The organism is Hoeflea phototrophica DFL-43, assembly GCF_000154705.2.
In the GTDB taxonomy this organism is placed as follows: Bacteria; Pseudomonadota; Alphaproteobacteria; order Rhizobiales; family Rhizobiaceae; genus Hoeflea; species Hoeflea phototrophica.
On sequence record NZ_CM002917.1, the window covers coordinates 2223093 to 2247833 of the forward strand.

The window sequence follows — 24741 nt, forward strand, 5'->3', positions numbered from 1 at the left end:
TGATAATCGCCACCAATGATGATCAAGCTGCCCGCTTCACGGCTCACGAGCAGTTGAAGCAGGCATTGCGCTCTGATTTGGGTATTGAACGTAGAGGCTGAACCGTTGCAAAAAGCATCGACTTTGCGACGCCGAGCTGAAAAGCAACTTCCTCAGATTCTTTGTTCTAGGGCCTGTGGACATTCAGGATTCCCATCGGGTTTGATTTCTGATTCAAACTTTCCAAACGGAGGTTTGAATGAACGAGCAGCGCTTTGTGGTGACGGATGATGTATGGCAGCGACTTGAGCCGCATTTGCGTGGAAAGGCCAGCGATGCGGGAGCCACGGCAAGAGACAATCGGCTGTTTCTTGAATCAGTTTTTTGGCGCGTTCGGACCGGCTCACCATGGCGCGACCTGCCGCCAGCTTTCGGGAATTGGAACAGTCAGTTTCGGCGGTTTCGCCGCTGGGCGAAGGCGGGAGTATTCGAGGGTCTTTTCAAAGCCATGAGCGGTGACCCCGACCTCGAATATGCGCTCATCGACGGCACCATTGTTCAGGTTCACCAGAAGGCAGCTGGCGCAAAAGGGGGACTCAGGCTCAGGCCATCGGGCGCTCACGCGGCGGCCTGACGACCAAAATCGTTGCACTCGTCGATGCTCTTGGCAACTTGGTCCGCTTTCTGCTGCTGCCGGGTCATGCGCACGACATGAAAGGCGTTGCGCCGCTGATCCGGGATGTCTCCTTCGGCGCGCTAATGGCGGATAAAGCATTCGACGCGAACTGGCTTCTAGAGGAGTTGGATGAGCGTGGCGCAAGCGCCGTGATCCCACCGAAATCAAACCGAAAGCAACAGCGTGACTACGATGTCGAAGCCTACAAGTGGCGGCATCTGGTTGAAAACTACTTCGCGAAGATCAAGGAATTCAGAGGCATAGCAACACGCTATGACAAAACGGACTGTAGCTACACAGCCAGTTGGAACCTTGCCGCGACCCTGATTGCGTCAAGATGATTGTCCACAGGCCCTAGAAAAACACCCGCCACAACACCGGCAGCAGGATCGCCGTCGCAAGCGCGTTGAGCCCCATCGCCAGCCCGGAAAACGCGCCGGCCAGTTCGTTGACCTGCAGCGCCCGTGCCGTGCCGATGCCGTGGCTGGCGGTGCCGAGCGCCAGGCCGCGCGCACGCCAGTCCCTGACCCGAAGCAGATTGAGAACCATCGGCCCGATCACCGCGCCCAGGATGCCGGTGAGGATCACCAGCACCGCGGTCAGCGACGGCAAGCCGCCCAGTTGCTCGGTAATGCCCATGGCCACAGGGGCGGTCACTGATTTCGGCGCAAGAGCCAGAAGCGTGTCACGGCTTGCACCCAGGAGCCAACCCAGGCCCACGGCGGTGCCAATGGCGGTCAGCGAGCCACAGAGAATGCTTGTGAGCAGCGCCACAGCCGAGCGTCGCACCCTTTCAAACTGCCGGTAAAGCGGGATCGCCAGCGCCACAGTTGCGGGCCCGAGCAGGAAGTGGACGAACTGCGCACCTTCGAAATAGGCCGGGTAGGGCGTCTGCGTCAGCGTCAGAATGGCGACCAGCAGGATCACCGCCGTCATCACCGGATTGAGAAACGGCTTGTGGCCGGAGCGTTCATAAATCCAGCTGCCGGCCTGAAAGGCGGCCAGCGTCAGGGTCAGGAACAGCAGCGGACTGGCGCTGAGATAGACCCAGACTTTGGTGAAATCAGTCATCGGCCTTCGTCGCCTCCGCATTCAGCGAGTTACGCGCCAACCAGCTCATCAACAGGCCGGTCATGGCAATGGTCGCCACCGTAGAACCGATCAGCGCCACGGCAATCGGCAGCAGATCCTCTCCAAGCAGACCCAGATGGGCCATCACCCCGACGCCTGCGGGCACAAACAGCAGCGAGAGATTTTTCAAAAGCACATCGCCGAGCGTACCGACCGTCTCGGGCACCGAGCCGCGGATGACCAGCAACGCAAACAACAGCGCCATGCCGGCCACCGGGCCGGGAAGCGGCAGGCCGAAAAACCGGGTGATCAGTTCACCAGCCAACTGGCAGATGAGGATCAGGGTGAGGGCGGAAAGCATGGCTCTGGTCTCCGGGTGGGACTTGAGCGGGAGATTGTGGCCGATTCCGGCCCGTCTGTCGCCTTTTATGGTTTGGCGGCAGCACCGGATACGGGTTGTGTTCAATGGAAGGCCGGAATACGGTTTGAACCAATCCGCTCCCTTGTTGGAGCCTGTTAATGGAACAATTTCATGAGTTTGAAGATTGTCCGGCGGCTCTTGCCAGAATGGGGAACGACCTATGGGCCGCCCGGCGATGGTCCGTTTCCTGCTGTCATGGTGTTTCATGGTTCCGAAGGCGCGTGGTCCGGATGGAGCCACCGCAACGCGGTTCTGCTTGCGGCGCATGGTTTCCTTGCGTTTCCCTTTGGCTATTCCAAAGGCGGCAATGCCTGGAACGCCGGCAGCATTGAAGAGGTTTCGTTGGATCGAAGTGTTGCGGCGCTAACGGCTTTGCGCGCATTCTCCTATACCAACGGCAAGCTGGGTGTTTACGGCGTTTCCCGAGGAGCAGAACATGCCCTGCTTCTAACCGCACTGATGTGCCGTGATGCGGTTGATGGCGTGCCTGATGCCGTAGCCGCGCACAGCGCGCCAGATGTTGTCTGCGGGGCTTTTGATGCCCGTTCCTACCGGGACAGCGGTGATCCGGGCTGGCAGCCATGGGATCCGTCCAGGCGGGCCTGGTCCTGGCGTGGTTCAAGCGACGATTTGATGCCGACACAGCCAATCGAGACCGAACGGTACGAGGGACCGCTTTTCCTCAGTCACGGTACCGCGGACCGGGTCTGGTCTGTCGAGATGACCCGAAGGCTCGAAGCGCGGCTCAAGGCCCATGGCCGCACGCCCGAGGTTCACTATTATTACGGCCAGGACCATATACCCAACAGCGATGGCGAGAACGATCACCACGATTATCTCATTTCTTTTTTGCAGCGACATTTGATTGCTTAGGGTAGGGCGTCTGACGCTCAATCCAGCAGTCCGAACCCTGCGGCAATCACCGCGTAGCGGCCGACCTTGCCGATTGAAACCAGAATCAGAAACCGCCATAGCGGCTCTCGCATGATGCCTGCCACCAGCGTCAACGGATCCCCAATGATGGGCACCCAGGCCATGAGCAGCGACCAGTAGCCGAAGCGTTGGTACTGCGCCTGGGCACGCTCAAGCTGGGTCTGGCTTGCGGGAAACCATCGGCGCTCGCGGAACCGCTCCACACAACGCCCGATCAGCCAATTAAGCACCGATCCGAGCACATTGCCGAGGCTCGCCACCGCCACCAGCATCAGCGGGCTTTGTCCACCGGCCAGCAAAAGCCCCGTCAGAACGCTTTCCGACTGCGCCGGGATCAACGTGGCGGCCAGAAAGGCGGCCATGAACAGGCCTGCATAGGCGGTGATGTCCTGCATTCGAGCCTGTTGCCTTTCTTTGCCGTCGAGCGATTGCCGGGCAACCTCCCGCATAACCGAGTTCTCGGTGCCGCGATAGGCGGCGGGCACGAGTTTCCTCAAAGCCGAGACCGGATCCGGCCTGCCAGAGACAGGACAGCGGGCAGGGGGCTTGATGATTATTTGCATAGCGCACTATATATAAAAACATAGCACGCTAATGGAGTTCCCGAAATGCAAGACAAACAGTCCTCTTTCGGTCAGACCATTTCCCATCTGGCGCGCGCCTACACCACGAGTCTGAATGCGCGGCTGCAACCCCTGGGGTTGTCGCAGGCGCGCTACCAGGTTCTCTCGGTGCTGGAGGCTGACGGCGAACAGACCCAGCGCGATCTGGCTCGGCGCCTTGGGGTGGAGCAGGCGACCATGGCCAACACCCTCACCAGAATGACTCGCGACGGCTTGATTGTGCGAAAGCCCCATCCTGATGATGGCCGCGCCCAATTGGTGGCTCTCACCCAGGCTGCCCGCGATCTGGTTGCGCCGGCACATCAGGCCACAAAGGAAGCTGACGAGTCTTTGTTGGAAAACTTGCCGGCAGCCGAGCATGCGCTGTTTCTCAGCATGCTGGAACGCCTCTCCAACGCAATCACCCCTGGCGGCTCAACCCAGGAGACACAACGCGACTGATCATGCGCGATAGATCATGACGCTGAATCATCAATGCCTTTCCATCGGCCCGAATACCGGATAGGGACGGCAATGGACGCGAAGTTTTCGCGCATCCGTACCAACCGGCAGGGTTTTTCAATTGGACAATATGCGCGGCATTGTGCTGATGGTGCTCGGCATGCTCGGCTTTGCCGCCGAGGACATGTTCATCAAGCTTGCTGCGGCGGGGCTGCCCGTCGGCCAGATCCTGGTGGTGCTGGGCTTCCCCGGCGCGCTGTTCTTCGCGTTTCTGGCACGCTCGCGCGGACAGGACCCGTTCTCGGCCACATTCTTCCGTCCCGCCGTCCTGATCCGCAATGCTAGCGAGATGCTCGGCTCGATCGGCTTCGTTACCGCTCTTGCTCTGGTTCCGTTGGCAACCGTAACAACAATTCTGCAGGCAGCTCCACTGTTCGTCACCATGGGCGCCGCGCTTATCCTGGGCGAACAGGTCGGGTGGCGGCGTTGGACCGCCATTCTGGTCGGGTTCTTCGGCGTGCTTCTGGTGATCAGGCCGGGTTTCGAGGGGTTTGACGCCAATGTGCTCTGGGCCGTTCTGGGCGTGGTGTCGCTGTCGATCCGCGATATTGCGAGCCGCAAGGTGCCCAAGGCCGTCTCGTCGCTGCAACTGGCCATCTGGGGTTTCCTTGCGGTCGGTTTCGCCGGTTTGCCGGTGCTGGCGATCACCGGCGGCGCGAAGATCCCGACAATGCCCGAAACAGCCTATCTCGCGGCCGCACTGGCCACCGGCACCTTCGCCTACTGGGCGCTGACGGAGGCGACGCGGCTTGGCGAGATCGCCGTCGTGACCCCGTTCCGTTACTCGCGGCTGGTGTTTTCCACCGTCGTCGGGCTTCTGGTGTTCTCCGAAGTGCCCGACACCTACACGCTTTTAGGCGCCGGAATCATCATCGCCACCGGGCTGTACACCTTGATTCGCGAACGCAAGCGCCGGCGCGAGGCTGCGGCTCTTGCTAAGGCCGAAACCGGCATAAATACAAAGACTTAAACCGCAAGAGCAGGGTGCCGATGGCCCTCTACGGCTATACCCCGTAGCGGGCTTCCAGATGAGCGATGAAATGCGCCGGATTGAGGCTCTCTCCGGTGGCTTCACGCAGGATTTCGGGCGTCGAACCCATCGAGGCCCTGTGCCAAATGCGTTCGCGGCGCCAGGTGTTGAGCGCACCAAGATCGCCCGCCGCGATATCGGCATTTGCGCCGGGATGATCAGCAACAATCGCCGCCCATTGCTGTGCCGCCATCATTGCGCCCAGCGTGTAGGATGGAAAATAGCCGAATGCGCCTGACGGCCAGTGCACATCCTGCATCGGCCCGTTCTTTGGATCATCAATCGTCGAAATACCAAGATAATCCCGCATCTTGGTGTCCCAAGCTTCAGGCAGGTCGCGCACCTCCAACTCGCCCGAAAGCAGAGCCTGTTCGAGCTCGTAGCGCAGGATGACATGCAGCGGGTAGGTCACTTCGTCGGCATCAACCCGGATCTTGCCGCGCTTGATCAGATGCACATGCGGAAGCAGATCCTCGATGCTCCAGTCTTCGCCCAGATGGCGGGCCAGATGGGGCAGGGCGAACTGCCAGAATGCCGGGTTGCGGCCGATCTGTTTCTCCACAAACAGGCTCTGGCTTTCATGGAGCGACATGCCGCGCGCCTTCCCGGACGGCCAATGCGCCCATGCCTTTGGCAGGTTCTGCTCATAGAGCCCGTGGCCGGTCTCGTGCAAAATGCCCATCAGCGCCGGCAGAAACTCGTCGGTCCGGTAGCGGGTTGTCAGCCGAACATCGGTTGGAACGCCGCCGCAAAACGGGTGATCTGACACCGAAAGGCTGCCATGGTTCATGTCAAAGCCCACGGCCTGCATCATCTCGAGCCCCAGGGCCTTCTGCCGTTCAACCGGATACTCACCGGACAGTGCTTTCAACGGACGCTTTGCATGCCGTTCTTGCTGCAGCGCCAGCGCCTTGGGCAGAAAGTCCACCAGAAACGCCTTGAGCGCGGCGAACACCGGTGTGATGTCGCTGGTACGGTTGCCCGGATCGAACTGCTCCATCAGAGCATCATAAGGAGCAAGGCCAAGCACTTCAGCGCGCATGGCAGCTTCTTCCCGCACCATTTCCACAACGCCCTCAAGTGCGGGCCGGAAGGCTTCCCAATCACCATTGGGTCGTGCCGTGCGCCACAATTGCTCCGAACGCATGCTGGTGCGCATCTTGCGCTCGACGAAATCGGCGGGCAGGCAGGTCATGTTGATGTAGTTGCGCTCGAACTCCGCCACGGCAATGTTCTGCTCCGTGGTCAGATCTTCGGCTTTGGCATCGGCAATCCATTGAGCGAGTTTTGAATCCGTGGCTTGCCGGTGCAGCATACCTGACAGGCTCGCCATCGTTTCCGCGCGCTGTTCACCGCCACCAGATGCCATGGCCGTGGCTTCATCAACGCCAAGAATGGACAGCGCATGCTCAAGCGCGCTGAGAGAATGGCCATGGGCGTCGAGCTTTGCGAATGACATGAAAGAGGCTCCGGGCGTTTGAAGATCTGTGTCACTCCGGATAGGCCAAGGCGGTGGTGGCTGCAAGGGAGAAGAGGTGGCGGGCGCATTCGCCACGCAGTTCCAGCTTGCCGGCAAATGCCATCCGCAATGCTTAATCCAAAGATTGCATAAGATAGATTATGGAACTGGAATTGCTATAAGCGTGATTGGCATTGTGTATTTGGATTCAATTGGATCTACCAGCTTCCTCACATCAACAGATCAGAAAAACCAACAGGTCTACGGTTCTACGGTGAAAGCTTCCACGAAATCTGATTAGCTTTCAATTGGAGGCGCAATCAACAGCCGGCGCGCAGCGCTACCATCCAGCTGGGAGTTGCATGCTTGGGAGGAAATCATGCTCGAAGGTTTGCGGGTCATTGAGATCGAAGGCTTGGGTCCGGCGCCGTTCGCCGCCATGCTGCTGGCCGATCTCGGAGCCGAAGTCATCGTCGTTCACCGCAAGAATGGTTCGCCTGCGCCCGGCATGCCGGACCGTTCGCTGATCGACCGTGGCAAGCAATCCATCGAGCTGGATCTGAAGGACGCCGGTGACGTAAAATTGTTCAGACGGCTGATCGCGCGCGCCGAGGCCTTGATCGAGGGATTCCGTCCTGGCGTGATGGAGCGGCTCGGCTTGGGACCTGAGGATCTGAAGCCGCTCAACCCAGATCTGATCTATGGAAGGATGACCGGCTGGGGTCAGTTTGGACCAAGGGCCCAGACGGCCGGTCATGATCTCAATTACATAGGAATTTCAGGTGCGGCCTGGTACGCGGCCAATCCGGGCGAACCGCCATTTGCGCCGCCAACTCTCGTCGGCGATATCGGTGGTGGTGCGCTTTACCTCGCCGTGGGCGTGCTTGCAGGTGTCCTGGCGGCACGCGGCGGCCGCGGCGGTTGTGTGGTCGATGCTGCAATTGTGGATGGCTCGGCCCATATGATGAACCTGCTGATGGCCTTGGCTCAAGGCGGCGGGCTTTCGATGCAGCGTGGCAAAAGCCTGCTTGACGGACCGCATTGGAGCCGCTGCTATGCCAGCGGCTGCGGCGGTTTCGTCTCCGTGCAGTGCCTTGAACCGAAATTCTATGCGGAGTTTCTGGCACGCCTTGGCTTGAGCGAAGATCCCGTTTTTGCAGCCCAGTTCGATCCTGACGCCTGGCCACGCCAGAGTGCCGTTCTGGCAGGCATTTTCGCTGCGCAACCTCGTTCCCATTGGGAAGCGGTTTTCGAGGGTTCGGATGCTTGTGTGGCCCCTGCCCTTGATCCGCTGCAATCGGCCCGCGACCCGCACATGAAGGCACGTGGCGTCTGGCACGACATTGACGGCGCTCTTCAGGCCGCTCCCGCGCCGCGTTTCTCGACCCGGCCAGACGCAACGCCAGGTCCGGTTCCGGCGCGCGGTGAACACGGCGATGCGATCCGCGCCTGGTTGGAGGCTGAACCAACCAATGTCAAATGACGATGTACTCACTAGCCGGGCGCCTGCACGTCGATGATCTCGGCTGAAATCGCCTTTGCCAGCGCTTTCGGATCGACACTGAAAACACTGTCGGGCCGTCCCGCAGCGGCCCAGACCACGGCGTGATCCATCAAGCACCGGTCGATATACACCGGGATCGGCGTCAAATGGCCGATTGGCGCGACTCCGCCAATGGCAAAGCCAGTCTCATCGCGGACGCGGCGCACCTCGCAACGTGTCAATGTGAGGCCGTTACGCTCTGAAAGAAAATCCATATCGGCATCGTGCGCGCCTGAGACCAGCAACAGGGTGAGGCGACCTGTTGCCTGGTTTTCGAACACCAGGGATTTGACGATCTGTGCAACCGCGCAGCCCGCCGCGTCTGCAGCTTCCTGGGCCGTGCGTGTTGATTGCGCCATCTTCAGAATGCGGATTTCAAGCCCGGCCTCGGCTGCGGCGCCGTAAACCCTGGCCATGCTGGAGCCGGTACGGATCATATCCGGGCTCATTTCGGTTGCCAGCCGGTTCATGCATTCACCTCGACCTCAAAGGTCAAACCATCATAACAAGGCTCGACCCGTGCCGGCGTTTCATTGGCCACGGTTTCATAATCGAGCGGCACATGCATATGCGTGAGATAGGCCCGTTTCGGATCGAGCCTTTTGATCCACCACAGCGCCTGGTCAATCGACAGATGGCTGGGATGCGGCTTGTATTGCAGGCAATCGATGATCAGCGTGTCCAGCCCTTGCAGCCGCTCGACGGTCGCACGCGGAAAATCGCTGACGTCGCAGCAATAGGCCACATCGCCGATGCGGTAGCCCAAAGACCGGATCGAGCCATGAACCTGATCGAGCGGCTGGATCGCGATTGTCCCCCCTGCTCCGTCAATCAGGATCGGATCATCGAGCGAATTGATCAGCCTTGGCTCGGTGATGGGCGGGTACTCGCTTCCCGGCGGCGTTTCCAGGCAATAGCCAAAGCCCGCGCGAATACGCGCCATGGTCTCGGGGTCCGCGTAGATCGGGATCCGCTTGCGTTGCGACAGTGCAAAACCGCGCAGGTCATCGATGCCGTGAACATGATCGGCATGGGAATGGGTGTAGATCACGGCATCAAGACTGTGCACCTTGTTGACAATCATCTGCTCGCGGAAATCCGGTCCGGTGTCGACCGCGACCGTGGTTTCACCGCCATCCGGTCCGATCTGCGAGATCAGGAACGCAGCGCGTGTCCTGCGGTTTTTCGGGTTCTGCGGATCACAGGCGCCCCAATCGCCATTGACCCGCGGCACGCCCGGTGATGAGGCGCAGCCAAGGACAGTAAAGCGGCGGCGGTAGCTCTGGGTCACAGTGCTTGCATCTTGGTAAAACAGCGAAACGCATTGGCGGTGGTGATATCGGCCATCTCATCATAGGAAACGCCTTTGACCTCAGCCAGAACTTCCGCCGTGTTGACCACATAGGATGGTTCGTTGCGCTTGCCGCGCCAGCGCTTGGGCGCGAGATAGGGCGCATCGGTTTCCACCAGCAGCCGGTCCATGGGCACCGTCTTGGCGATGTCGCGCAGTTCGGTCGATTTCGGAAACGTCAGAATGCCCGAAAACGACACATAGCCACCCAGCGCCACGCCGGTGTCCGCCAGCGCCTGGCCAGAGGAAAAACAATGAAGAATGAAGGGGAAGGCCCCCTTCCCTGTTTCCTCGGTCAGGATTTCCGCCATGTCCTCATCGGCGCTGCGGCTGTGAATCACCAACGGCAACTGGGTCCGGCGTGCCGCATCGATGTGGCGCCGCAATCCGGTCTTCTGATCCTCGGGTTTTTGCGTGTCGTAAAAGTAATCGAGCCCCGCCTCACCGATCGCCACCACCTTCGGGTTGCTCTCGGCGAGCTGCACCAGTTCATCGGCTGTCACATCCAGCTCATCGCCTGCATTGTTGGGATGCGTGCCCACGGAGCAGAACACGCTCGGATAGCGTTCGGTCAGCGCCAGCAGCGTGTCGAGTTTGCGGACCCGCGTCGAGATCGTCACCATCTGTTTGACGCCGGAGGCATGGGCACGCGCGATCAATTCGTCACGTTCCGCATCAAAATCGGCGAAATCGAGATGGCAATGGCTGTCAATCAACATCCGCTTCACGCCTCCTCGGGCGCGACATAGCGGGGAAAGATCGGCGTTGGCTTGTCAATGGGCGTGCCCGGCGCCAGACGCCCCGTCTCACCGAGCGCTGCAAAGTCGCGCTTGTCGGCGGGTGCAGCAACCAGATCGAGCAGTTTGCCCGCCGATTGCGGCATGAACGGCAGCAACAGGATCGAAATCTGCCGCACAGTCTCCGCTGTGATGTAAAGCACAGTCTCCATCCGTGCCGGATCGGTTTTCTTCAGCGCCCACGGCTCCTGGCTCGCGAAGTACCGGTCGCCATCCGCCACGACATCGATAATCGAGGTCAACGCCTTGTGGATCTGGAAATCCGCCATATCGGCGCGCGCGCTTTCAATCACCTTGTCCGCCGTTTCCAGCATTGCCTTGTCCGGATCGGTCAACACGCCGCACTCAGGCACTTTTCCATCACAATTCTTGTTGATCATCGACAGGCAACGGCTGGTCAGATTGCCAATGCCATTGGCCAGATCGGAATTGATGCGTGTGGCAATCGCTTCGGGGCTGTAGCTTCCATCCTGCCCGAATGGCACTTCACGCATGAAGAAATAGCGGACCTGATCAAGCCCGTAGTGATCGATCAGAGCAAAAGGGTCGACCACATTGCCGATCGATTTCGACATTTTCTCGCCTTTGACCAGCAGGAAGCCGTGCGCGAACACCTTTGCCGGAAGCTCAAGGCCGGCTGACATCAGGAAGGCCGGCCAGTAGACGGCATGAAACCGCACAATGTCCTTGCCAATCATATGGATGGCGGGCCAGTAGTTCCATTTTTCGCTTGTCTCGTCGGGAAATCCGGCTGCGGTGATGTAGTTGGTCAACGCATCGACCCAGACATACATGACATGCTTGTCATTGCCGGGCACCGGAACGCCCCAATCAAATGTGGTACGCGAAATCGACAGGTCCTTCAGGCCCGACTTGACGAAACTCGCCACTTCATTGCGGCGCTCGGCCGGCGCAACAAACTCCGGGTTTTTTTCAAACAACTCCAGCAGCTTGTCGCCATAGGCTGAAAGCCGGAAATAATAGCTTTCCTCCTCAACCCACTCGACCGGTGAGCCAAGTGGTTCGCGCCTTATACCATCTTCGCCAAGAGTGGTTTCGCCCTCGTCGAAATAGGCTTCCTGGCGCACCGAATACCAGCCACCATATTTGCCCAGATAGATGTCACCATTGGCTTCCATCCGCTTCCACAACTCCTGCACGGAAGCCTTGTGGCGTTCCTCGGTGGTGCGGATGAAGTCATCATTGGAGCAGTCGAGACGCTCGAGCATGTCGCGGAACACGGCCGAGTTTTTGTCGGCGAGTGCGATCGGCTTGATCCCTTCCTGCTCAGCCGTCTGCTGCATCTTCTGGCCATGCTCGTCAGTGCCCGAAAGAAAGAAGACGTCCTTGCCATCAAGCCGCTGGAACCGCGCCAGAACATCCGTAGCGATCGCCGTATAGGCATGGCCGATATGCGGAACACCGTTGGGATAGAAAATCGGTGTGGTGATGTAAAAACGCTCGGTGCTCATTGTTGCCTTCGTATGCGTTGTTCTCGATGGGCCAAGCCTTCTCGCCCGCGGACGCCGTTTACATAAGCGATAATGTCAACCGACACCATGCCCGGATTGCTCGGCTCCGATCAAAAAGCGAATTGGCATGCCCTAGCGGAAAAACAGGGTAAACACATGAAGCACAGTCTGCTTGCGGTCCAGATTGTAGGCCGCGGCGGTGGCAAAGTGCTCGGCCAGCTCGACTGATAGGCGCGCCAACCGGTCGGCTTCGTTGAGATCCCCCGCCGCCCCGGCGTCCCGCGCCATTGCCTGTATCCGGTCGATCACCAGTTCGGTGAAAAACTGGTAAGCCACATCCCGGTCCCGCGCCGACAGCGTTTCAGCAAGTTTGTGGATCGGTTCACGATTTGCAAGGCTGCCACGCTCGATAATGTCGACGAACGCCTCGGCGATCTCGGCACCGCCATAGTTGCGCAGCAACAAGGCGCGCGCCACGCTGCCTTCACTCAAGCGGATGATGGCGTCCGCCTCCCCAGGTGCCGCACCAAGATGCCCAAGCGCCAGATCCAGATCAGGGGCTGAAAGCGGCTGCAGCCGAAGCGACAGACACCGCGAGCGGATGGTCGGCAAAAGACGGCCCGGGGTGTGCGAAAGCACGAGAAAAAGAGAGCGCTTTGGCGGCTCCTCAAGAATCTTGAGAAGCGCATTGGCCGCATTGCGGTTGAGATCGTCAGCGGGATCTATGATGGCAATCCGCCAGTTGCCGGTCCCGGAGGTCTGGCCAAAGAACTTTCCCGCCTTTCGAACCTCATCGACGGTGATGACCGATTTTACCTTTCCCGTCTTCTCATCCACCGGCCGCGCCAGATGCAGCAGATTGTGCGATGCGCCGCTGGCAATCTGCCTGGTCAGCGGGTCGTCCGGACCAGAATCGGCGATCATTTCGGGCGCTGAAAGAGGATCAGGATGCGCAAGCATATGTCGGGCGAAACGGTAGGCAAGTGTCGCCTTGCCAACGCCTTGCGGCCCCTCGATCAGAATGGCGTGGTGCATGCGGCCTGACCGGTAGGCATTGGCCAGAAATGACTGTGCCGCATCATGGCCGAAAAGGACTGTGTTCTCACCTGGTGGGATGGCACCTTCGAGCACGCCCGGCTGTTCGCCATTCATACCTTTCGGTCCCGCGCCGCGTCTTCGAGTTCGGTCGGTTCGAGAACAGGTTCCACAGTGCTCAGGACCGCCAGCGCCACCATGTCCTCGGGTTGATCGGCATTGATCAGCTTGCAGCGTTCCGGTTCGCTGCGGGTCAGGTCAATAAACGCCTCGCGACGCTTTTCATGCGTTGCGACCTCTTCCTTCTCGAACCGGTCAGGCGCAACATTCGCCCCGACACGCGCCTTTGCGCGACGCAGCCCCGCCTCGGCGGGAAGATCAAGGATCAACGTCAAATCCGGCACCATACTGTTGACTGCGATTCGTTCAAGATTGACGATGAATTGCGGCTCAAGATTTCCGGTCACGCCCTGATAGACCCGGCTTGAATCCATATAGCGGTCACACAGCACGATCGCGCCTTCAGCAAGTGCGGGTCGAATGACTTCTTCGACATGGTCACTGCGCGCTGCCGCAAACAGCATCGCCTCCATGCGGATCCCGAACTCCTCCGCCGCGCCGGAGAGCAACACGTGCCGCACCGCTTCCGCACCCAGCGAACCACCGGGTTCCCGGGTCACCAGCACATCCATACCGCGCCGGCGCAACACTTTGGCGAGCCGGTTGATCTGGGTCGACTTTCCGACCCCTTCCCCGCCCTCGAATGTAATGAAGCGGCCCTTGCTGGTGCTCACGTGCTCAAATCCCGGTCGCACAACGCGTCATCGACGCGCACCGGACCCATTGTTGAAAATTGGCCGGACGGACCGGCGCCTGACTGCATGCATAGAGGAAATCGCAATGAATTTGAACGCCTGCCATCAGCCTTAACGCCAGAATTGCGCAAGTTCGATAAGAGCGTCGAGCGCCTGGCTGTGCAGCGCCCCCTTCCCGACCGCATTTTCGGCGTAGAGTGGCGTTTCCTGAGATAAAAGATCGCCGATATAGACCTTGAGCATTCCCACTTCTGCACCGGCTTCAAGCGGGGCACGCAGCGGCCAACGATAGCTGATTCGCGCCGTGAGACGGTCCCGATTGGTGATCGGCACCAGAATATCGACCGCGCCCGCCGCCTTGACCACGGCATTTGCCTCGCCCCCATAGACGCTGAGTTCGCCGATGATTTCATCGGCAGCAAACAAGGTCTTGCGTTCAAACGCACGAACGCCCCATTCGAGCATCTTGCGCGCTTCTTCAGCCCGTTCACGCTCGCTCGAGAGCCCGCTCATGGCAACAAACAGCCGTCGTCCGTCGCGACGTATCGAAGCGACAATGCCATATCCCGATTCCTCGGTGAACCCGGTCTTCAAACCGTCAACACCGATATCGAGGTTGAGAAGCGGGTTGCGATTGCGTTGACGGATGTTGTTCCAGGTGAACTCCGGTTGCGAATAATACCGGTAGAACTCCGGATAGGTGGCATGAATGTGCCGCGCCAGCGTCACCAGGTCCTTCATCGAGACCTTTGAATGCGGATGCGGCAGACCGGACGAGTTTGCAAACACGGACTGGGTCAGACCAATGTCGCGCGCCCTCTCGCTCATCAACCGTGAAAAATTGTCTTCCGATCCCGCCATGCCCTCTGCGATGATGATGCACCCGTCATTGGCGGATTGAACAATGACACCCTGGATCAGATCCTCCAGCCGGATCGAGGAATTGAGCTCGGCAAACATGGTGGACGTCCGGGAGATCGCGCCGCCCGTGCGCCAGGCATTTTCCGACACCTGAAACGTGTCGTCCAGTGTAAGCCTGCCGCTGCGGATGGCGTTGAACACCACCTCCATTGTCATCAGCTTGGCAAGCGACGCCGGGGGGACCAGATCATTTTCATTCTTGGAAAACAGAACCGTGCCGGTGTCGGCATCGAGCATGTAGGCCTGCTCGGCGCGTGTTTCGAACAATTGCGCACGCACAGCCCCTGTGAAACCGGCAAACAGCACCAAAAACGCGAAAAACAGGCGACTTGAAAGCGGCCTAAACATGAAAATCCATCCATCCGGGATATGCATCAATGCACGTGGCCGAAAACCTATCAATACTGAAGGTTTGGATCAATGCTTAGAGAGATCTGTATTAGGAACGTCAAAATTGCCCAGGCGGCGACCGCCCGCTATTGCCGGTTTTTCGGAGTGCCCAAAACCGTATCAAAACGCGCCGTGATGTTCGTCACCCGCCCGCCCCAATAGGCAAGGCCGATATTGTTTGGCTCGCCAGCTGTGTCTGCCGCGGCAACCGGCAATCCGAATGATGGACGATCCGGAAGCACCGGGCCGACAGAGGGCAGACTGACCACGATCGGCAGGCCCGATGTCCCGACAGAACTCGCTTGCAACGCGTTGCCCACACCGATGGCTGCGGGTGGTGCCATTCCGGCCGCGGTGGAACCTACACCAGGCAGCACCGAGGCAGCGCCATTCATGGCCAACATCACGCCACTTGCAATGACGCCGCCGGCAGGCGCGTCGGAGCCCCCCGGCCGGTAACTCGCCATCAGATAAGGCGTGTCGTCACCCTCGACCGGTGCCCGCCCGATATATTGAACCCGAACCGCAGCCACCCCTTCATGTTTCATGTCGAGAAGCTGCGCCGCCTGCTTGGACAGATCAATGATGCGGCCATGGGCGAAGGGCCCGCGGTCATTGACGCGCACGACCACCGAGTTGCCATTCTTTTTGTTGGTGACGCGCGCGTAGCTCGGCAGCGGAAAGGTGGGATGCGCGGCGGAGAGATGGTACTGGTCATAAATCTCGCCATTGGCGGTGAGACGGCCGTGAAAATTGGGCCCATACCAGGACGCAAGGCCGGCCCGGTCGTAGCCCGGTTCTTCCTTGGGCGTGTACCACTTGCCGCGGATCCGGTAAGGCTTGCCCACCATCGACCGGCCACCCCCCTTTTTCGGGCGCTTGGCAGTCGTCAGCCGCGGGCTTGCGGCGACGCCATATTCAGCGGCAGCGAACTTTGTCTTGGTATTAATATGGGCTTGATCAGGCTTACCCGGACTTGGCGCAGACACACACCCTGACAGCGCAAGCGCCAGCGCGGCAAGAAGCGGCACTGTACCGGCACGGCACAGCATTGTCCCCAAAGATCGTTCTTTTCTCTGTCCCACACCGCCACTCAATGCTTTTGCGGATACATCAATGGCCCGGCAGTCTGTCCCTGCAAAGCCGTCCCCATCCGATCAATGCGTCGTATCCGCTTATCGAAGCCTTAATTCGCTTCGCAAGATGGCGAAATTGCGTTGAGCGCGGGACAAATGCTGTGGAAAGCGGGAAACATGGTGAACAATATGTCAAGGGCCGGGCGAGACGCCCGGCTGGCCAGGTCAAACCTCGGACAGGCGATCAACCATCAATGCGGGCCTTGCCGCGGCGGCCGTCCTGTCTTTCCCAGGTGAGCGTACGTTCGCCTGTCTTCCTGATCTGGAAGCAACTGGGTTTGCCATCATACCAGGTCGGCCACTGCTGACACAGCAGCTCTCCCCTCACCCACCAGCGTCCGGTTTCCTTGGGCGCAAGCCATCGGCCCAGTCCCAAAGCCGTCCCGTCCCCTGTCACGGTGCCCGAGGGTTTGTAATTGAGCGGAAACTCGCCGCCAAACGGTGTGGCAAGATAGATCCGCTTTCCGTTGACCAGTTGTTTCAGCTCATTGCCGCTGAGTTGTTCCGCCTGTGCGCTCATCGGTGAAAGACTGAACATGACAGCTGAGAGGAGCCCGAAAACAGATGAATAACGAAGCATGGAAGTCTCCACATGATGAGGTTTTCACTGTTGCTACGCACCGCGCCGCCAATTGGTTCAATCCTGGCTGTATTTTCTGCATCCGCGACGGGACGTGACGCCCCGAATCGCCTCGCTGCGCAGCCCGGCGGCGCCCGATTGTGCTGCCCGCAAGAAGGCGTCGCCCGCGCCCGTGAGAGCCGCCGGAAACAAGTTGACGCCAAGCGCCAAGCAGCGCTACAAGCACGCTCGAACCGCAAAACCGGTCGGCCGTCAGACCCAGGGCTCTCACACGATCCGAAAGCCTTGAACAGCAGCCACCGGCCCTATGCACCCGGAGGGGTGGCCGAGCGGTTTAAGGCACCGGTCTTGAAAACCGGCGTGCGGGAGACCGTACCGTGGGTTCGAATCCCACCCCCTCCGCCACTTGCCCCTGCGAAAGCGTTCTACCGGTCCGACTGCGATCATGAGACGCAGAATAATGCACAGCGGCGGGGAGTAACTCCGGTCGGGCTACCCGCTCAATTCGTCACACCACCGCCGAGTCTCATCCTGATTGACGCTGAATCTCACATTGATTGTCGCCGCGCACCAGGCAACCTGCGCAGGTGGCCCTTGAAGCATTGCAGGGAGAGGAGATGGTATCGGAATCGGCCAGCCGGTTCGGTGTGCAACCAATGATGATCCACCAATGGAAACGGGCTTTGCTGGATGCCGCGTCTGCTAGGTCAGAGTCGACCTGAAGAAGGTGGCTATGGTTTGGAACAGGGTCAGCGAAGACAGGAGTGTTTAGCCGAGAAGTGTCGGTATTTCTAAGCGCGCTGCGTAAGTAGTCTGAGATGCATGCACGAACACAGGAACACAGAGTGTTGTTGTGCTGCTTGAAACAAAAATATTTACAAATCTGGAAATGGAAACAAGCATGAAAACCAAGGTCACGTCCGTCAAGGTGGTGTAATTTTCCAGATGGCCTGAGGTCATGATCAGGCGGCTTTCATTGTTATGCTGAGGATGGGGTCGATCTCCTCCTTGTCGATCTGGGCGAAGGCTTCGACCATCATGTAGCGGCTTGAAGTCTGCCACTCGTCATTCTGTTCGAACAACACCGCGCCTATGAGACGCATGATCGAGGCCTCGTTGGGGAATATCCCGACGACGTCGGCACGTCGTTTCACTTCCTTGTTCAGCCGCTCGATCGGATTGGTGCTGTGAAGCTTGGTCCTGTGTTGGCGGGGGAACGCCATGTAGGCCAGCACATCGTTTTCGCTGACATCCATCAGATCGGCGAGCTTGGGCCATCTCGGGCGGAGCTGATCTGCGACCCGTTGCCATGTTTCGCCTGCATGCTTGCGGTCTGGCTGATCGAAGGCCTGCCGGATGGCGGCCGCGACGACCGTGTGCTGGCCCTTTGAGACATGAGCCAGGGCGTTGCGCATCCAGTGAACGCGGCACCGCTGCCAGGTTGCCTCGAAGACCCGGGAGATCGCGCCCTTCAAGCCGCTGTGGGCATCGCTGATCACCAGCTTCACGCCGTCAAGACCGCGGGCCTTCAGCGAGCGCAGGAAGTCCATCCAGAAGGTCTCAGCTTCCGAGGGGCCGACGCCAAGGCCGATGATTTCCCTGCGGCCCTCGGTATTGGCGGCAACAGCGATTATGGCGGCCACGCTGACGATCCGACCGCCCTGGCGCTGCTTGAGGTAGGTGGCGTCGAGCCAGACATAGGGCCATTCGCCGGAGAGCGGGCGATTGAGGAACTCGCCGACCCGCTCGTCGATGTCCTTGCACAGCTTGGACACCGTGCTCTTCGAGATGCCGCTCAGCCCCATAGCCTGAACCAGTTCGTCCACCCGCCTTGTGGACACTCCGCCAATCCAGGCTTCCTGTATCACCGCAACCAGAGCCTGCTCAGAGGTCTTGCGGGCTTCGAGGAAGCCGGGGAAATAGGTGCCCTGCCGCAACTTCGGCACCTTCAGGTTCAGCGTCCCCAATCGGGTATCGAGACAACGGTCACGGTAGCCATTGCGCCAGGTCGTCCGCTGCTCGGCCCGTTCGTGGCGTCCTGCGCCGATCAGGCCGTCGACATCGCTCTCCATCATCAGTTGAAGAACAGCCTCGGCAATCGAGCGCAGCAAGTCGCCCTGATCGTGCTTTTGCAGAAGCTCTGAAAGGTCCATATTGGTCTTGGTCATCGGGGTCTCCGTGTGGCTCGTAGTTGAAGCTGCTAACTCCACCTCGACCATACACCTCGATGGCCACCCAGATTACACCGGCAATGCCGATGAAATTACACCACGTGTACGGACACTACCAAAACCAATCTACTAATCGCCCTCGCTGTCGCCGTTCTCGCCACTGGCACAGTTTTCCCCATCGCCTAAGCGGAAGCGAAGACTTGCAAGACCAAACAGGTTACCGGAGTTGGTGAATCCGCGGGCGCAGTCGCGAAGTTCCGTGAGCGCCGCGCGTTGCGCAGGGCCAAAATTACATACGGGATCAAAGTCAGCAAGGATTTCGGCACCGACTTCCGCAAGTTCAGCAAAAGCAAGAACCAGAAGGAGAGGTGCGAGTTGAACGAGCGTGGCAATACACGTTGCATCGTAAGCGCTATTCCCTGCGACTGAGCTGAGTTAGTCTCAATTTGATCTGACACCGCCGGTAATCTCCCCGAAGGATGGCGGGCTTCAAAAGTAGAATTTTCTCGGGCTCTATGATCGAGGAGATTTTGATGAAGACGAGCAGATTTGGCAAACCACAAATCCTGGCGATCCTGCGCCAGGCAAAACACAGCGTCCCGGTGCCAGAGTTGTGCCGGGAGCATGGGACGAGAACCGCCGGCTGAAAAAAATGTATGCCGAGATGAGCATGACGGATACTACAAGGAGATGCGCCAAGAGGCTTAGGGGGTGACAGAACCGGGGCATGTCGGTGTCAGTCCGACCAACATCGCGCGTTCATCCACCCCACATCCCACAGACAAAAACGGCCCCGGAAAAACACTCCGGAGCCGTTTCAGGTTTCAGGCTGCTGCTACACTGCGGCAGATGAGGGCTCGACATGGGTGGTTGGAAGACCATGTTTCATCCGCTTGCCATCCCGATAGATCGCCTTGATCAGCGAAAGGCCCATCAGCACCATGACGAAGCTGAACGGCAGCGCACCGATCACCATGGCTGTCTGGATCGCGCCCAGACCACCCGCAATGATCAAACCACCAACCACCAATGCCAGGGCAGCGCCCCAGAACAGGATATGCGGACGTGCCTTGGGGCCTTCGTCGCCAGCAGCGTTGATCGTGTTGATGATCAGCACGGCACTGTCTGCCGACGTGACCAGATAGGTCAGCAACAGGATCACGACCAACACCGACATCAGATACGCCAGGGTATCGCTCAGGATCACGGCCAGCATTGCGAACAGCTGATCCGCCTGACCTGCGTCGACGATGGCGCCATTGGCCACACCAGACAGTTCCAGATCGATTGCGGTGCCGCCCACAAGGGCAAACCACACAAAGCACATCACAGCGGGAATGATCATCGCGCCCAGGACATATTCGCGGATGGTCCGGCCCTTTGAAATGCGTGCAAGGAACACGCCCACAAAAGGCGCAAACGCAATCCACCAGGCCCAGTAGAAAATCGTCCAGCCGCCCTGCCAACCCGACAGCGCATCCCCTGTTTCGGTGCCGTCCGCGGTCCAGACCGTGAAGATATTGCCGGGAATCGAAAGCAGATAATCCCAGATGCCGACAAACAGGGTGGACAGGCCAAAGACGGTTGACCCGAAAATCAGGAAGAAGGTCAAGACAAAGAAGCTGAGACCCATATTGATGTTGGACAACCACTTGATGCCCTTGCCGACGCCTGAAAGCGCAGACAGTGTCGAGGCCCCCATTATGACGATCAGTGCAAAGATGATGCCCATGGTTGACGATGATTTGCTGCCGTCCGCGGCAAAATCAAACAGCCAGTCACCGAAGCCGATTCTGGACAGGCCCGAGATGAATTGCTCAACCCCAAAGCCAAGCGTCTGTGCCACGCCGAGAACCGTGGCCACAACCGCCACAACGTCGATTGCATGGCCCAACGGGCCCGAAAGCGCCTTGCCAAAAATCGGAGTCAGCGCGGAGCGGATCGTGAGCGGTAGACCTCGACGGTAGGAGAAGTACCCCAACGCCAAACCGACAATGGCATAGGATGCCCATGCCGCCAGACCCCAATGGGTGAAGGACCAGATATAGGCGTCACGGACATTGCCCGCAGTGCTGCCTTCCGTCAGCCCCATGATGGTGCTTGGGTTCTTGGCAAAATGGTACATCGGTTCGGCGGTGGCGAATGTCAGCATTCCAATTCCGATCCCGGCACCGAACATCATGGAAAACCAAGAGAAGTTCGAAAACTCCGGACGGTCGTCGTCATGCCCCAATCGCATGGCTCCCGCCGCTGGCCAAAGCGCAAGGGCAAAACACAAGATCACGAAGAAGGCCATCACATAGACGTACCAATAGTTGAACGTCGCCAGGATGACGCTGTTCATGGCTCCGAGAACCGACGCGGCCTGATCTGGAAACGCGATGGCCCACAGAATCAAGGCTCCGACCAGAATCTTGGCCGTAATCGCGACGTCTTTCGTAAACCCTCGATAGAATCCGGATTCTGCAACCCTGATAGGCAGAAATGTAACTGGTGGTTTTAATGGCATTTTTCCCCCTCCTAGGCAGCCCCGGAAAAGGACCACCTGTCAATTTTGCACCAAGTATGGTTGTCACCGGATTTGGCGCGAACGTTCAGGCTGAACGAAAATTGCTGTGGGTCAATCAAAAATCAGAAAAAAGCCGCCTTTTCCCAGTCAAACCTCAATAAACTGGATGTCAATCCAATGATTTTGACGATAGATCGGACGATTTTCATAGATTTACACACCCGGACATCGACGGCCGCAACCCATCTCCATTGCGAAAATCATATGATCGCCAATTCACAACCAGGGAGATAGTTGTCGGCTGGTGTTTGGTACGATGACAGTCGAAAACCCCGACAGGCTTCGCGTTCTGGTCACGGGTTTTCAGTGGCGTCCAACCCTTTTGAGTTACGGCAGGAAAGCCGGTGCGGGCATTACAAGCCCGGCAGCCAGAGCGCGATTTTCGGAAACAGCACCAGGAGCCCCACCAGAAGCAGCGAGCACCCCATGAACGGAAACGCCGAGAGATAGATCTCGCGCATCGTCGTATCCGGGGGCGCCACGCCCTTCATCACGAACAGCAAGAGCCCGAAGGGTGGCGTCGTGAAGCTGATTTCCAGCGCCAGCAGCATCACCAGGCCAAACCAGATCGGATCGAAACCCAGGCTTGTCGCCAACGGGAAAAAGATCGGCACGGTCAACAGCATCATCGAGATCTGCTCCATGAACATGCCGAGCAGCAACAGCACGCCGAACATGACCATCAGCATAATGACCGGATCAAGTTCGTAACCGGTCGCCCAGCGGATCAGGCCGCTTGAAGCGCCGGAGAAGGCCAGCAGCTGGCTGAAGGTCGCAGAACCGAAGACAATCAGATAGGCCATCAAGGTCACGCGCATTGCCCCGACGATCGACTTCTTGATCGACTCCCATGTCAGGCAGCGGAAGACCACGGCGAGAACGATCACTCCGAGTGCCCCGAAGGCGGCTGCTTCAGACGGCGTGACGATGCCGCCCACCATCATGAAGACGATGACCACCATCACCGAGAGCATCGGGACCACGTCCCGGACCAGCAGTGTCAGTTTTTCTCCAAGGGAAATCGGCTCGACGTCGTAGGCCGGGGCTGCTTCGGGGTCGAGTCGGCACTGCAGCCAGATCGTGCCGATGTAGAACACCGACAGGATCAGTCCGGGGATGATGCCGGCAATCAGCAATGCGCCGACATCAATGCGGGCAAGGGTAGCCAGCAGCACCGCGAGCGCCGATGGCGGAATAATGATCGCGAGCCCGCCGGTTCCCAGGATCGGGCCGATCGACATGTACTTCTTGTAGCCGCGCTTGGTCATCTCCGGCACCATCAGGCTGCCGAGCAGCGCCGTCGATCCCATGGAGGACCCCGACAATGTCGAGAACCCAGTCCCGCCGAGCACGGTGACGTAACTCAGCCGTCCGGGCAGCCGCCCCAGCAGCTGGTCGATGGCATTGAACATCCGCGCCCCGAGCCCGGTATGGAAGAAGATCTCTCCCATCAGAAGAAACAGCGGGATCGGCACCAGCGCAAAGCTCGTCAGTGACCCCAGGCCGTTGTTGAGCAGGACGGAGATACCCTTTTCACCGCCCATGAAGATCCAGGCGCCAATGATGTTGGCAGCCAGAAAAGCCAGAGCCACCGGCATGCCGATCGCCATCAATGCAAGGATCGATCCCAGCAGAATCGTCAGTGCCCAATACCATTCCATCATTCGTGGATCCCCGCTTCACCCGAATGCATCAACTCGCGCCCGAACACGAAGCGCGAAAACTCGACCGCCATCAGGCCAAAGCAGACCGGAAAGCTGATCGTTAGGAGCCAGCGGGGGAAATAGTAGGCGCGGACGTCATAGTCATTGCGTGCCAGATTGGTGTGAACCAGCTCCACGCCCTTCCAGGCAAGAACCAGGCACACCAGAACACAAAGAGCTGCGACAAGGCGGCTGATGATCCGCCGCGCGGCGGGTCGCAGGCCCGCCGTGACCAGTTCGATATGGACATGGCCCTTGACCCGCACCAGCCACGGCGCACCGAGCATCGTCATGTACAAAAGTGCGTATTCAGACGATGTGAACAGCCAGGCAAAGGGCTGAATGCCGAGGTTTCGCATGAAAACCGACACCACGACCGATACCATCAGCCAGACAAGCATGGCGCCTGATATGAAAGCCATTGCGAAGAGGAAGGCGTTGTAGAGGCGGGTGACCTGCTGCATGACGTTACCGGGTTCGAAGGGATAAATGGGCCGCCCCGGAAACGGGGCGGCCCTGAATGCATTATTGGTCGAGTGCCGGATCGTAGAACTTGCCGATCAGCGCGTCATACTGGCCGTCACCGCTCGGGTGCTCCGCCATCAGACCCTTCATGCGTGCCCAGGTCTTTTCGCGGGCTGCATTGAGATAGTTGGCCTTGGCTTCACCTTCGAGCGAAACCACCATCATGCCGCCAGCTTCCAGTGCTGCGAAATCGGCGTCACGCTTTTCCTTGAGTTCGGCAACGCTTTCGGCCTCGTGGGCGATCGCGGCGTCCTGAAGGACCTTCTTCGCCTCATCCGACAGGCTGTTCCAGCGGTCGAGATTGACGATCACGCCAAGGTCGGTCGAGAAAAAGCAAGGCTCGATGCGGTAGTTCAGGAACTCGTTCCATTTCAGATCGATAAGACCGATCTGAGTCCAGCCAGTCGCATCCACAACGCCGCGTTCAAGCGCCGAATAGACTTCCGTGGTCGGCAGGTCGATCACCTGTGCGCCAAGATATTCGTTGAAGAACGCGTTGTAGACCGCGTTGCCGCGCAACTTCAGGCCTTCGACCTTGAGATTCCCGTCAGCATCGAACTCCGGTGCATCGCGGGTCCAAAGGTTGTAGCAGACGCCGCTGTCGAACCAGCCGAGATACTTCACGCCCATCTTCTCCTGGTGGATTGCATCGATCATGTCGATGCCGCCATTGGCCCGCGCTTCGACAGCCGTCAGGTTCGAGGCCACCAGCGCATCCTTTTCAGGCACCGCACCGCCGTAGAAGGAACCGGGTGTGTAGACCATGTCGACCACGCCATCGCGCACAGCGTCGGGCTGCTGGAACATGCCGATCGCTTCGGGGCCGCCGCGGACTTCGATCTGGACCACTCCCTTGCCTGCCTCGTTCACCTTGTCGACGAATTTGAGGAAAGACTGGGTGTAGATCAGTGTGGTCGGAAATGCGTGGACCGCGGAAATTGTCTCCTCCGCATAGGCAGCGGTGACCATCAGGCTGCTCGCCAGAAGACCGCCAATCATCATATGCTTCATTTTAGTTCTCCTTCATCGCGGGAAGCTCC

General features: G+C 59.1%; 22 protein-coding genes, 1 tRNA gene and 2 pseudogenes. 7 read left to right on the plus strand and 18 right to left on the minus strand.

Translation table 11 applies throughout. From position 1 onward, the window contains the following. The first annotated feature begins 238 nt into the window (after positions 1-238). Positions 239-996: pseudogene (locus tag HPDFL43_RS21670) on the plus strand (IS5 family transposase). 13 nt (positions 997-1009) lie between these two features. On the opposite strand, the gene HPDFL43_RS10590 reads toward HPDFL43_RS21670, so the two are convergent. Together HPDFL43_RS10590 and HPDFL43_RS10595 are read right to left on the minus strand one after the other, a co-directional pair. Continuing rightward, positions 1010-1726, minus strand: coding sequence for an LrgB family protein (locus tag HPDFL43_RS10590; protein ID WP_007197325.1), 717 nt, complete (start codon positions 1724-1726; stop codon positions 1010-1012). Further along, positions 1719-2087 carry a CidA/LrgA family protein gene (locus tag HPDFL43_RS10595; RefSeq protein ID WP_007197326.1) on the minus strand — a complete coding sequence of 123 codons (369 nt, stop codon included), beginning with the start codon at positions 2085-2087 and terminating at the stop codon, positions 1719-1721. The genes HPDFL43_RS10590 and HPDFL43_RS10595 overlap by 8 nt, the downstream gene beginning before the upstream one ends. Before the next feature lie 171 nt (positions 2088-2258). On the opposite strand from HPDFL43_RS10595, the gene HPDFL43_RS10600 reads away from it, so the two are divergent. Beyond that, a complete protein-coding gene (locus tag HPDFL43_RS10600) occupies positions 2259-3020 on the plus strand; it encodes an alpha/beta hydrolase family protein (RefSeq protein ID WP_007197327.1) in 762 nt (253 codons plus the stop codon). A gap of 17 nt (positions 3021-3037) precedes the next feature. On the opposite strand, the gene HPDFL43_RS10605 is transcribed toward HPDFL43_RS10600, so the two are convergent. After that, a complete protein-coding gene (locus HPDFL43_RS10605) occupies positions 3038-3475 on the minus strand; it encodes a YqaA family protein (protein WP_040450085.1) in 438 nt (145 codons plus the stop codon). A 213-nt stretch (positions 3476-3688) separates the two neighbouring features. On the opposite strand from HPDFL43_RS10605, the gene HPDFL43_RS10610 reads away from it, so the two are divergent. Both HPDFL43_RS10610 and HPDFL43_RS10615 read left to right on the plus strand, forming a co-directional pair. Then, a complete protein-coding gene (locus HPDFL43_RS10610; RefSeq protein WP_007197329.1) occupies positions 3689-4144 on the plus strand; it encodes a MarR family winged helix-turn-helix transcriptional regulator in 456 nt (151 codons plus the stop codon). Positions 4145-4274: 130 nt separating this feature from the next. Continuing rightward, positions 4275-5174, plus strand: coding sequence for a DMT family transporter (locus tag HPDFL43_RS10615; RefSeq protein WP_007197330.1), 900 nt, complete (start codon positions 4275-4277; stop codon positions 5172-5174). Between the two features lie 34 nt (positions 5175-5208). Here the strand turns inward: HPDFL43_RS10615 and HPDFL43_RS10620 are convergent, their stop codons facing one another. After that, positions 5209-6693, minus strand: coding sequence for a carboxypeptidase M32 (locus tag HPDFL43_RS10620; protein WP_007197331.1), 1485 nt, complete (start codon positions 6691-6693; stop codon positions 5209-5211). A gap of 379 nt (positions 6694-7072) precedes the next feature. Between HPDFL43_RS10620 and HPDFL43_RS10625 the strand changes: the two genes are divergently transcribed. Then, complete coding sequence (locus HPDFL43_RS10625) at positions 7073-8176, plus strand: CaiB/BaiF CoA transferase family protein (RefSeq protein ID WP_040449193.1); 1104 nt, start codon at positions 7073-7075, stop codon at positions 8174-8176. Between the two features lie 11 nt (positions 8177-8187). Here the strand turns inward: HPDFL43_RS10625 and HPDFL43_RS10630 are convergent, their stop codons facing one another. The 9 genes from HPDFL43_RS10630 to HPDFL43_RS10670 form a co-directional block, all read right to left on the minus strand. Beyond that, a complete protein-coding gene (locus HPDFL43_RS10630) occupies positions 8188-8706 on the minus strand; it encodes a YbaK/EbsC family protein (RefSeq protein WP_007197334.1) in 519 nt (172 codons plus the stop codon). After that, on the minus strand, positions 8703-9527 hold the full coding sequence (locus HPDFL43_RS10635; RefSeq protein WP_007197335.1) for an MBL fold metallo-hydrolase: 825 nt from the start codon (positions 9525-9527) through the stop codon (positions 8703-8705). Before HPDFL43_RS10635 ends, HPDFL43_RS10630 begins: the two co-directional genes overlap by 4 nt. Beyond that, complete coding sequence (locus HPDFL43_RS10640) at positions 9524-10306, minus strand: TatD family hydrolase (RefSeq protein ID WP_007197336.1); 783 nt, start codon at positions 10304-10306, stop codon at positions 9524-9526. Before HPDFL43_RS10640 ends, HPDFL43_RS10635 begins: the two co-directional genes overlap by 4 nt. A 5-nt stretch (positions 10307-10311) precedes the next feature. Continuing rightward, on the minus strand, positions 10312-11856 hold the full coding sequence (gene metG / locus HPDFL43_RS10645) for a methionine--tRNA ligase (RefSeq protein ID WP_007197337.1): 1545 nt from the start codon (positions 11854-11856) through the stop codon (positions 10312-10314). Positions 11857-11988: 132 nt separating this feature from the next. Beyond that, positions 11989-13008 carry a DNA polymerase III subunit delta' gene (locus tag HPDFL43_RS10650; RefSeq protein ID WP_007197338.1) on the minus strand — a complete coding sequence of 340 codons (1020 nt, stop codon included), beginning with the start codon at positions 13006-13008 and terminating at the stop codon, positions 11989-11991. Then, positions 13005-13685 (minus strand): dTMP kinase, encoded by a 681-nt coding sequence (gene tmk, locus HPDFL43_RS10655; RefSeq protein WP_007197339.1) that lies wholly within the window; start codon positions 13683-13685, stop codon positions 13005-13007. The genes HPDFL43_RS10650 and tmk overlap by 4 nt, the downstream gene beginning before the upstream one ends. Before the next feature lie 132 nt (positions 13686-13817). After that, positions 13818-14975, minus strand: a complete 1158-nt coding sequence (locus HPDFL43_RS10660; RefSeq protein ID WP_052093293.1) for a D-alanyl-D-alanine carboxypeptidase family protein — start codon at positions 14973-14975, stop codon at positions 13818-13820. A gap of 128 nt (positions 14976-15103) precedes the next feature. Continuing rightward, entirely contained in the window at positions 15104-16069 is a 966-nt protein-coding gene (locus HPDFL43_RS22335; RefSeq protein ID WP_007197341.1) for a septal ring lytic transglycosylase RlpA family protein, read from the minus strand. Positions 16070-16337: 268 nt separating this feature from the next. Further along, positions 16338-16733, minus strand: coding sequence for a hypothetical protein (locus HPDFL43_RS10670; protein ID WP_040449194.1), 396 nt, complete (start codon positions 16731-16733; stop codon positions 16338-16340). Positions 16734-17048: 315 nt separating this feature from the next. Here HPDFL43_RS10670 and HPDFL43_RS10675 point away from each other — a divergent pair. Beyond that, positions 17049-17138: transfer RNA gene (locus HPDFL43_RS10675), tRNA-Ser, on the plus strand. Positions 17139-17695: 557 nt separating this feature from the next. On the opposite strand, the gene HPDFL43_RS10680 is transcribed toward HPDFL43_RS10675, so the two are convergent. Continuing rightward, positions 17696-18901 carry an IS256 family transposase gene (locus HPDFL43_RS10680; protein WP_007196085.1) on the minus strand — a complete coding sequence of 402 codons (1206 nt, stop codon included), beginning with the start codon at positions 18899-18901 and terminating at the stop codon, positions 17696-17698. 536 nt (positions 18902-19437) lie between these two features. Between HPDFL43_RS10680 and HPDFL43_RS22430 the strand changes: the two are divergent. Next, positions 19438-19545, plus strand: a pseudogene (locus HPDFL43_RS22430) (IS3 family transposase); the annotation flags it as partial. A 194-nt stretch (positions 19546-19739) separates the two neighbouring features. Here the strand turns inward: HPDFL43_RS22430 and HPDFL43_RS10690 are convergent. The 4 genes from HPDFL43_RS10690 to dctP form a co-directional block, all read right to left on the minus strand. After that, positions 19740-21413 carry a BCCT family transporter gene (locus HPDFL43_RS10690; protein WP_040449195.1) on the minus strand — a complete coding sequence of 558 codons (1674 nt, stop codon included), beginning with the start codon at positions 21411-21413 and terminating at the stop codon, positions 19740-19742. A gap of 413 nt (positions 21414-21826) precedes the next feature. Further along, positions 21827-23134: a TRAP transporter large permease gene (locus tag HPDFL43_RS10695; protein ID WP_007197348.1), complete on the minus strand. Its 1308-nt coding sequence runs from the start codon at positions 23132-23134 to the stop codon at positions 21827-21829. Further along, entirely contained in the window at positions 23134-23640 is a 507-nt protein-coding gene (locus tag HPDFL43_RS10700; protein WP_007197349.1) for a TRAP transporter small permease, read from the minus strand. Before HPDFL43_RS10700 ends, HPDFL43_RS10695 begins: the two co-directional genes overlap by 1 nt. Positions 23641-23701: 61 nt before the next feature. Continuing rightward, positions 23702-24712 (minus strand): TRAP transporter substrate-binding protein DctP, encoded by a 1011-nt coding sequence (gene dctP / locus HPDFL43_RS10705; protein ID WP_007197350.1) that lies wholly within the window; start codon positions 24710-24712, stop codon positions 23702-23704. Between the last annotated feature and the right edge of the window lie 29 nt (positions 24713-24741).

Excerpts from the sequence above, each read along its gene's own strand:
- HPDFL43_RS10590 (WP_007197325.1), bottom strand. The coding sequence starts at position 1,726 with ATGACTGATTTCACCAAAGTCTGGGTCTATCTCAGCGCCAGTCCGCTG.
- HPDFL43_RS10595 (WP_007197326.1), bottom strand. The coding sequence starts at position 2,087 with ATGCTTTCCGCCCTCACCCTGATCCTCATCTGCCAGTTGGCTGGTGAA.
- HPDFL43_RS10600 (WP_007197327.1), top strand. The coding sequence starts at position 2,259 with ATGAGTTTGAAGATTGTCCGGCGGCTCTTGCCAGAATGGGGAACGACC.
- HPDFL43_RS10605 (WP_040450085.1), bottom strand. The coding sequence starts at position 3,475 with ATGCAGGACATCACCGCCTATGCAGGCCTGTTCATGGCCGCCTTTCTG.
- HPDFL43_RS10610 (WP_007197329.1), top strand. The coding sequence starts at position 3,689 with ATGCAAGACAAACAGTCCTCTTTCGGTCAGACCATTTCCCATCTGGCG.
- HPDFL43_RS10615 (WP_007197330.1), top strand. The coding sequence starts at position 4,275 with ATGCGCGGCATTGTGCTGATGGTGCTCGGCATGCTCGGCTTTGCCGCC.
- HPDFL43_RS10620 (WP_007197331.1), bottom strand. The coding sequence starts at position 6,693 with ATGTCATTCGCAAAGCTCGACGCCCATGGCCATTCTCTCAGCGCGCTT.
- HPDFL43_RS10625 (WP_040449193.1), top strand. The coding sequence starts at position 7,073 with ATGCTCGAAGGTTTGCGGGTCATTGAGATCGAAGGCTTGGGTCCGGCG.
- HPDFL43_RS10630 (WP_007197334.1), bottom strand. The coding sequence starts at position 8,706 with ATGAACCGGCTGGCAACCGAAATGAGCCCGGATATGATCCGTACCGGC.
- HPDFL43_RS10640 (WP_007197336.1), bottom strand. The coding sequence starts at position 10,306 with ATGTTGATTGACAGCCATTGCCATCTCGATTTCGCCGATTTTGATGCG.
- metG (WP_007197337.1), bottom strand. The coding sequence starts at position 11,856 with ATGAGCACCGAGCGTTTTTACATCACCACACCGATTTTCTATCCCAAC.
- HPDFL43_RS10650 (WP_007197338.1), bottom strand. The coding sequence starts at position 13,008 with ATGAATGGCGAACAGCCGGGCGTGCTCGAAGGTGCCATCCCACCAGGT.
- HPDFL43_RS10660 (WP_052093293.1), bottom strand. The coding sequence starts at position 14,975 with ATGTTTAGGCCGCTTTCAAGTCGCCTGTTTTTCGCGTTTTTGGTGCTG.
- HPDFL43_RS22335 (WP_007197341.1), bottom strand. The coding sequence starts at position 16,069 with ATGCTGTGCCGTGCCGGTACAGTGCCGCTTCTTGCCGCGCTGGCGCTT.
- HPDFL43_RS10670 (WP_040449194.1), bottom strand. The coding sequence starts at position 16,733 with ATGCTTCGTTATTCATCTGTTTTCGGGCTCCTCTCAGCTGTCATGTTC.
- HPDFL43_RS10680 (WP_007196085.1), bottom strand. The coding sequence starts at position 18,901 with ATGACCAAGACCAATATGGACCTTTCAGAGCTTCTGCAAAAGCACGAT.
- HPDFL43_RS10690 (WP_040449195.1), bottom strand. The coding sequence starts at position 21,413 with ATGCCATTAAAACCACCAGTTACATTTCTGCCTATCAGGGTTGCAGAA.
- HPDFL43_RS10695 (WP_007197348.1), bottom strand. The coding sequence starts at position 23,134 with ATGGAATGGTATTGGGCACTGACGATTCTGCTGGGATCGATCCTTGCA.
- HPDFL43_RS10700 (WP_007197349.1), bottom strand. The coding sequence starts at position 23,640 with ATGCAGCAGGTCACCCGCCTCTACAACGCCTTCCTCTTCGCAATGGCT.
- dctP (WP_007197350.1), bottom strand. The coding sequence starts at position 24,712 with ATGAAGCATATGATGATTGGCGGTCTTCTGGCGAGCAGCCTGATGGTC.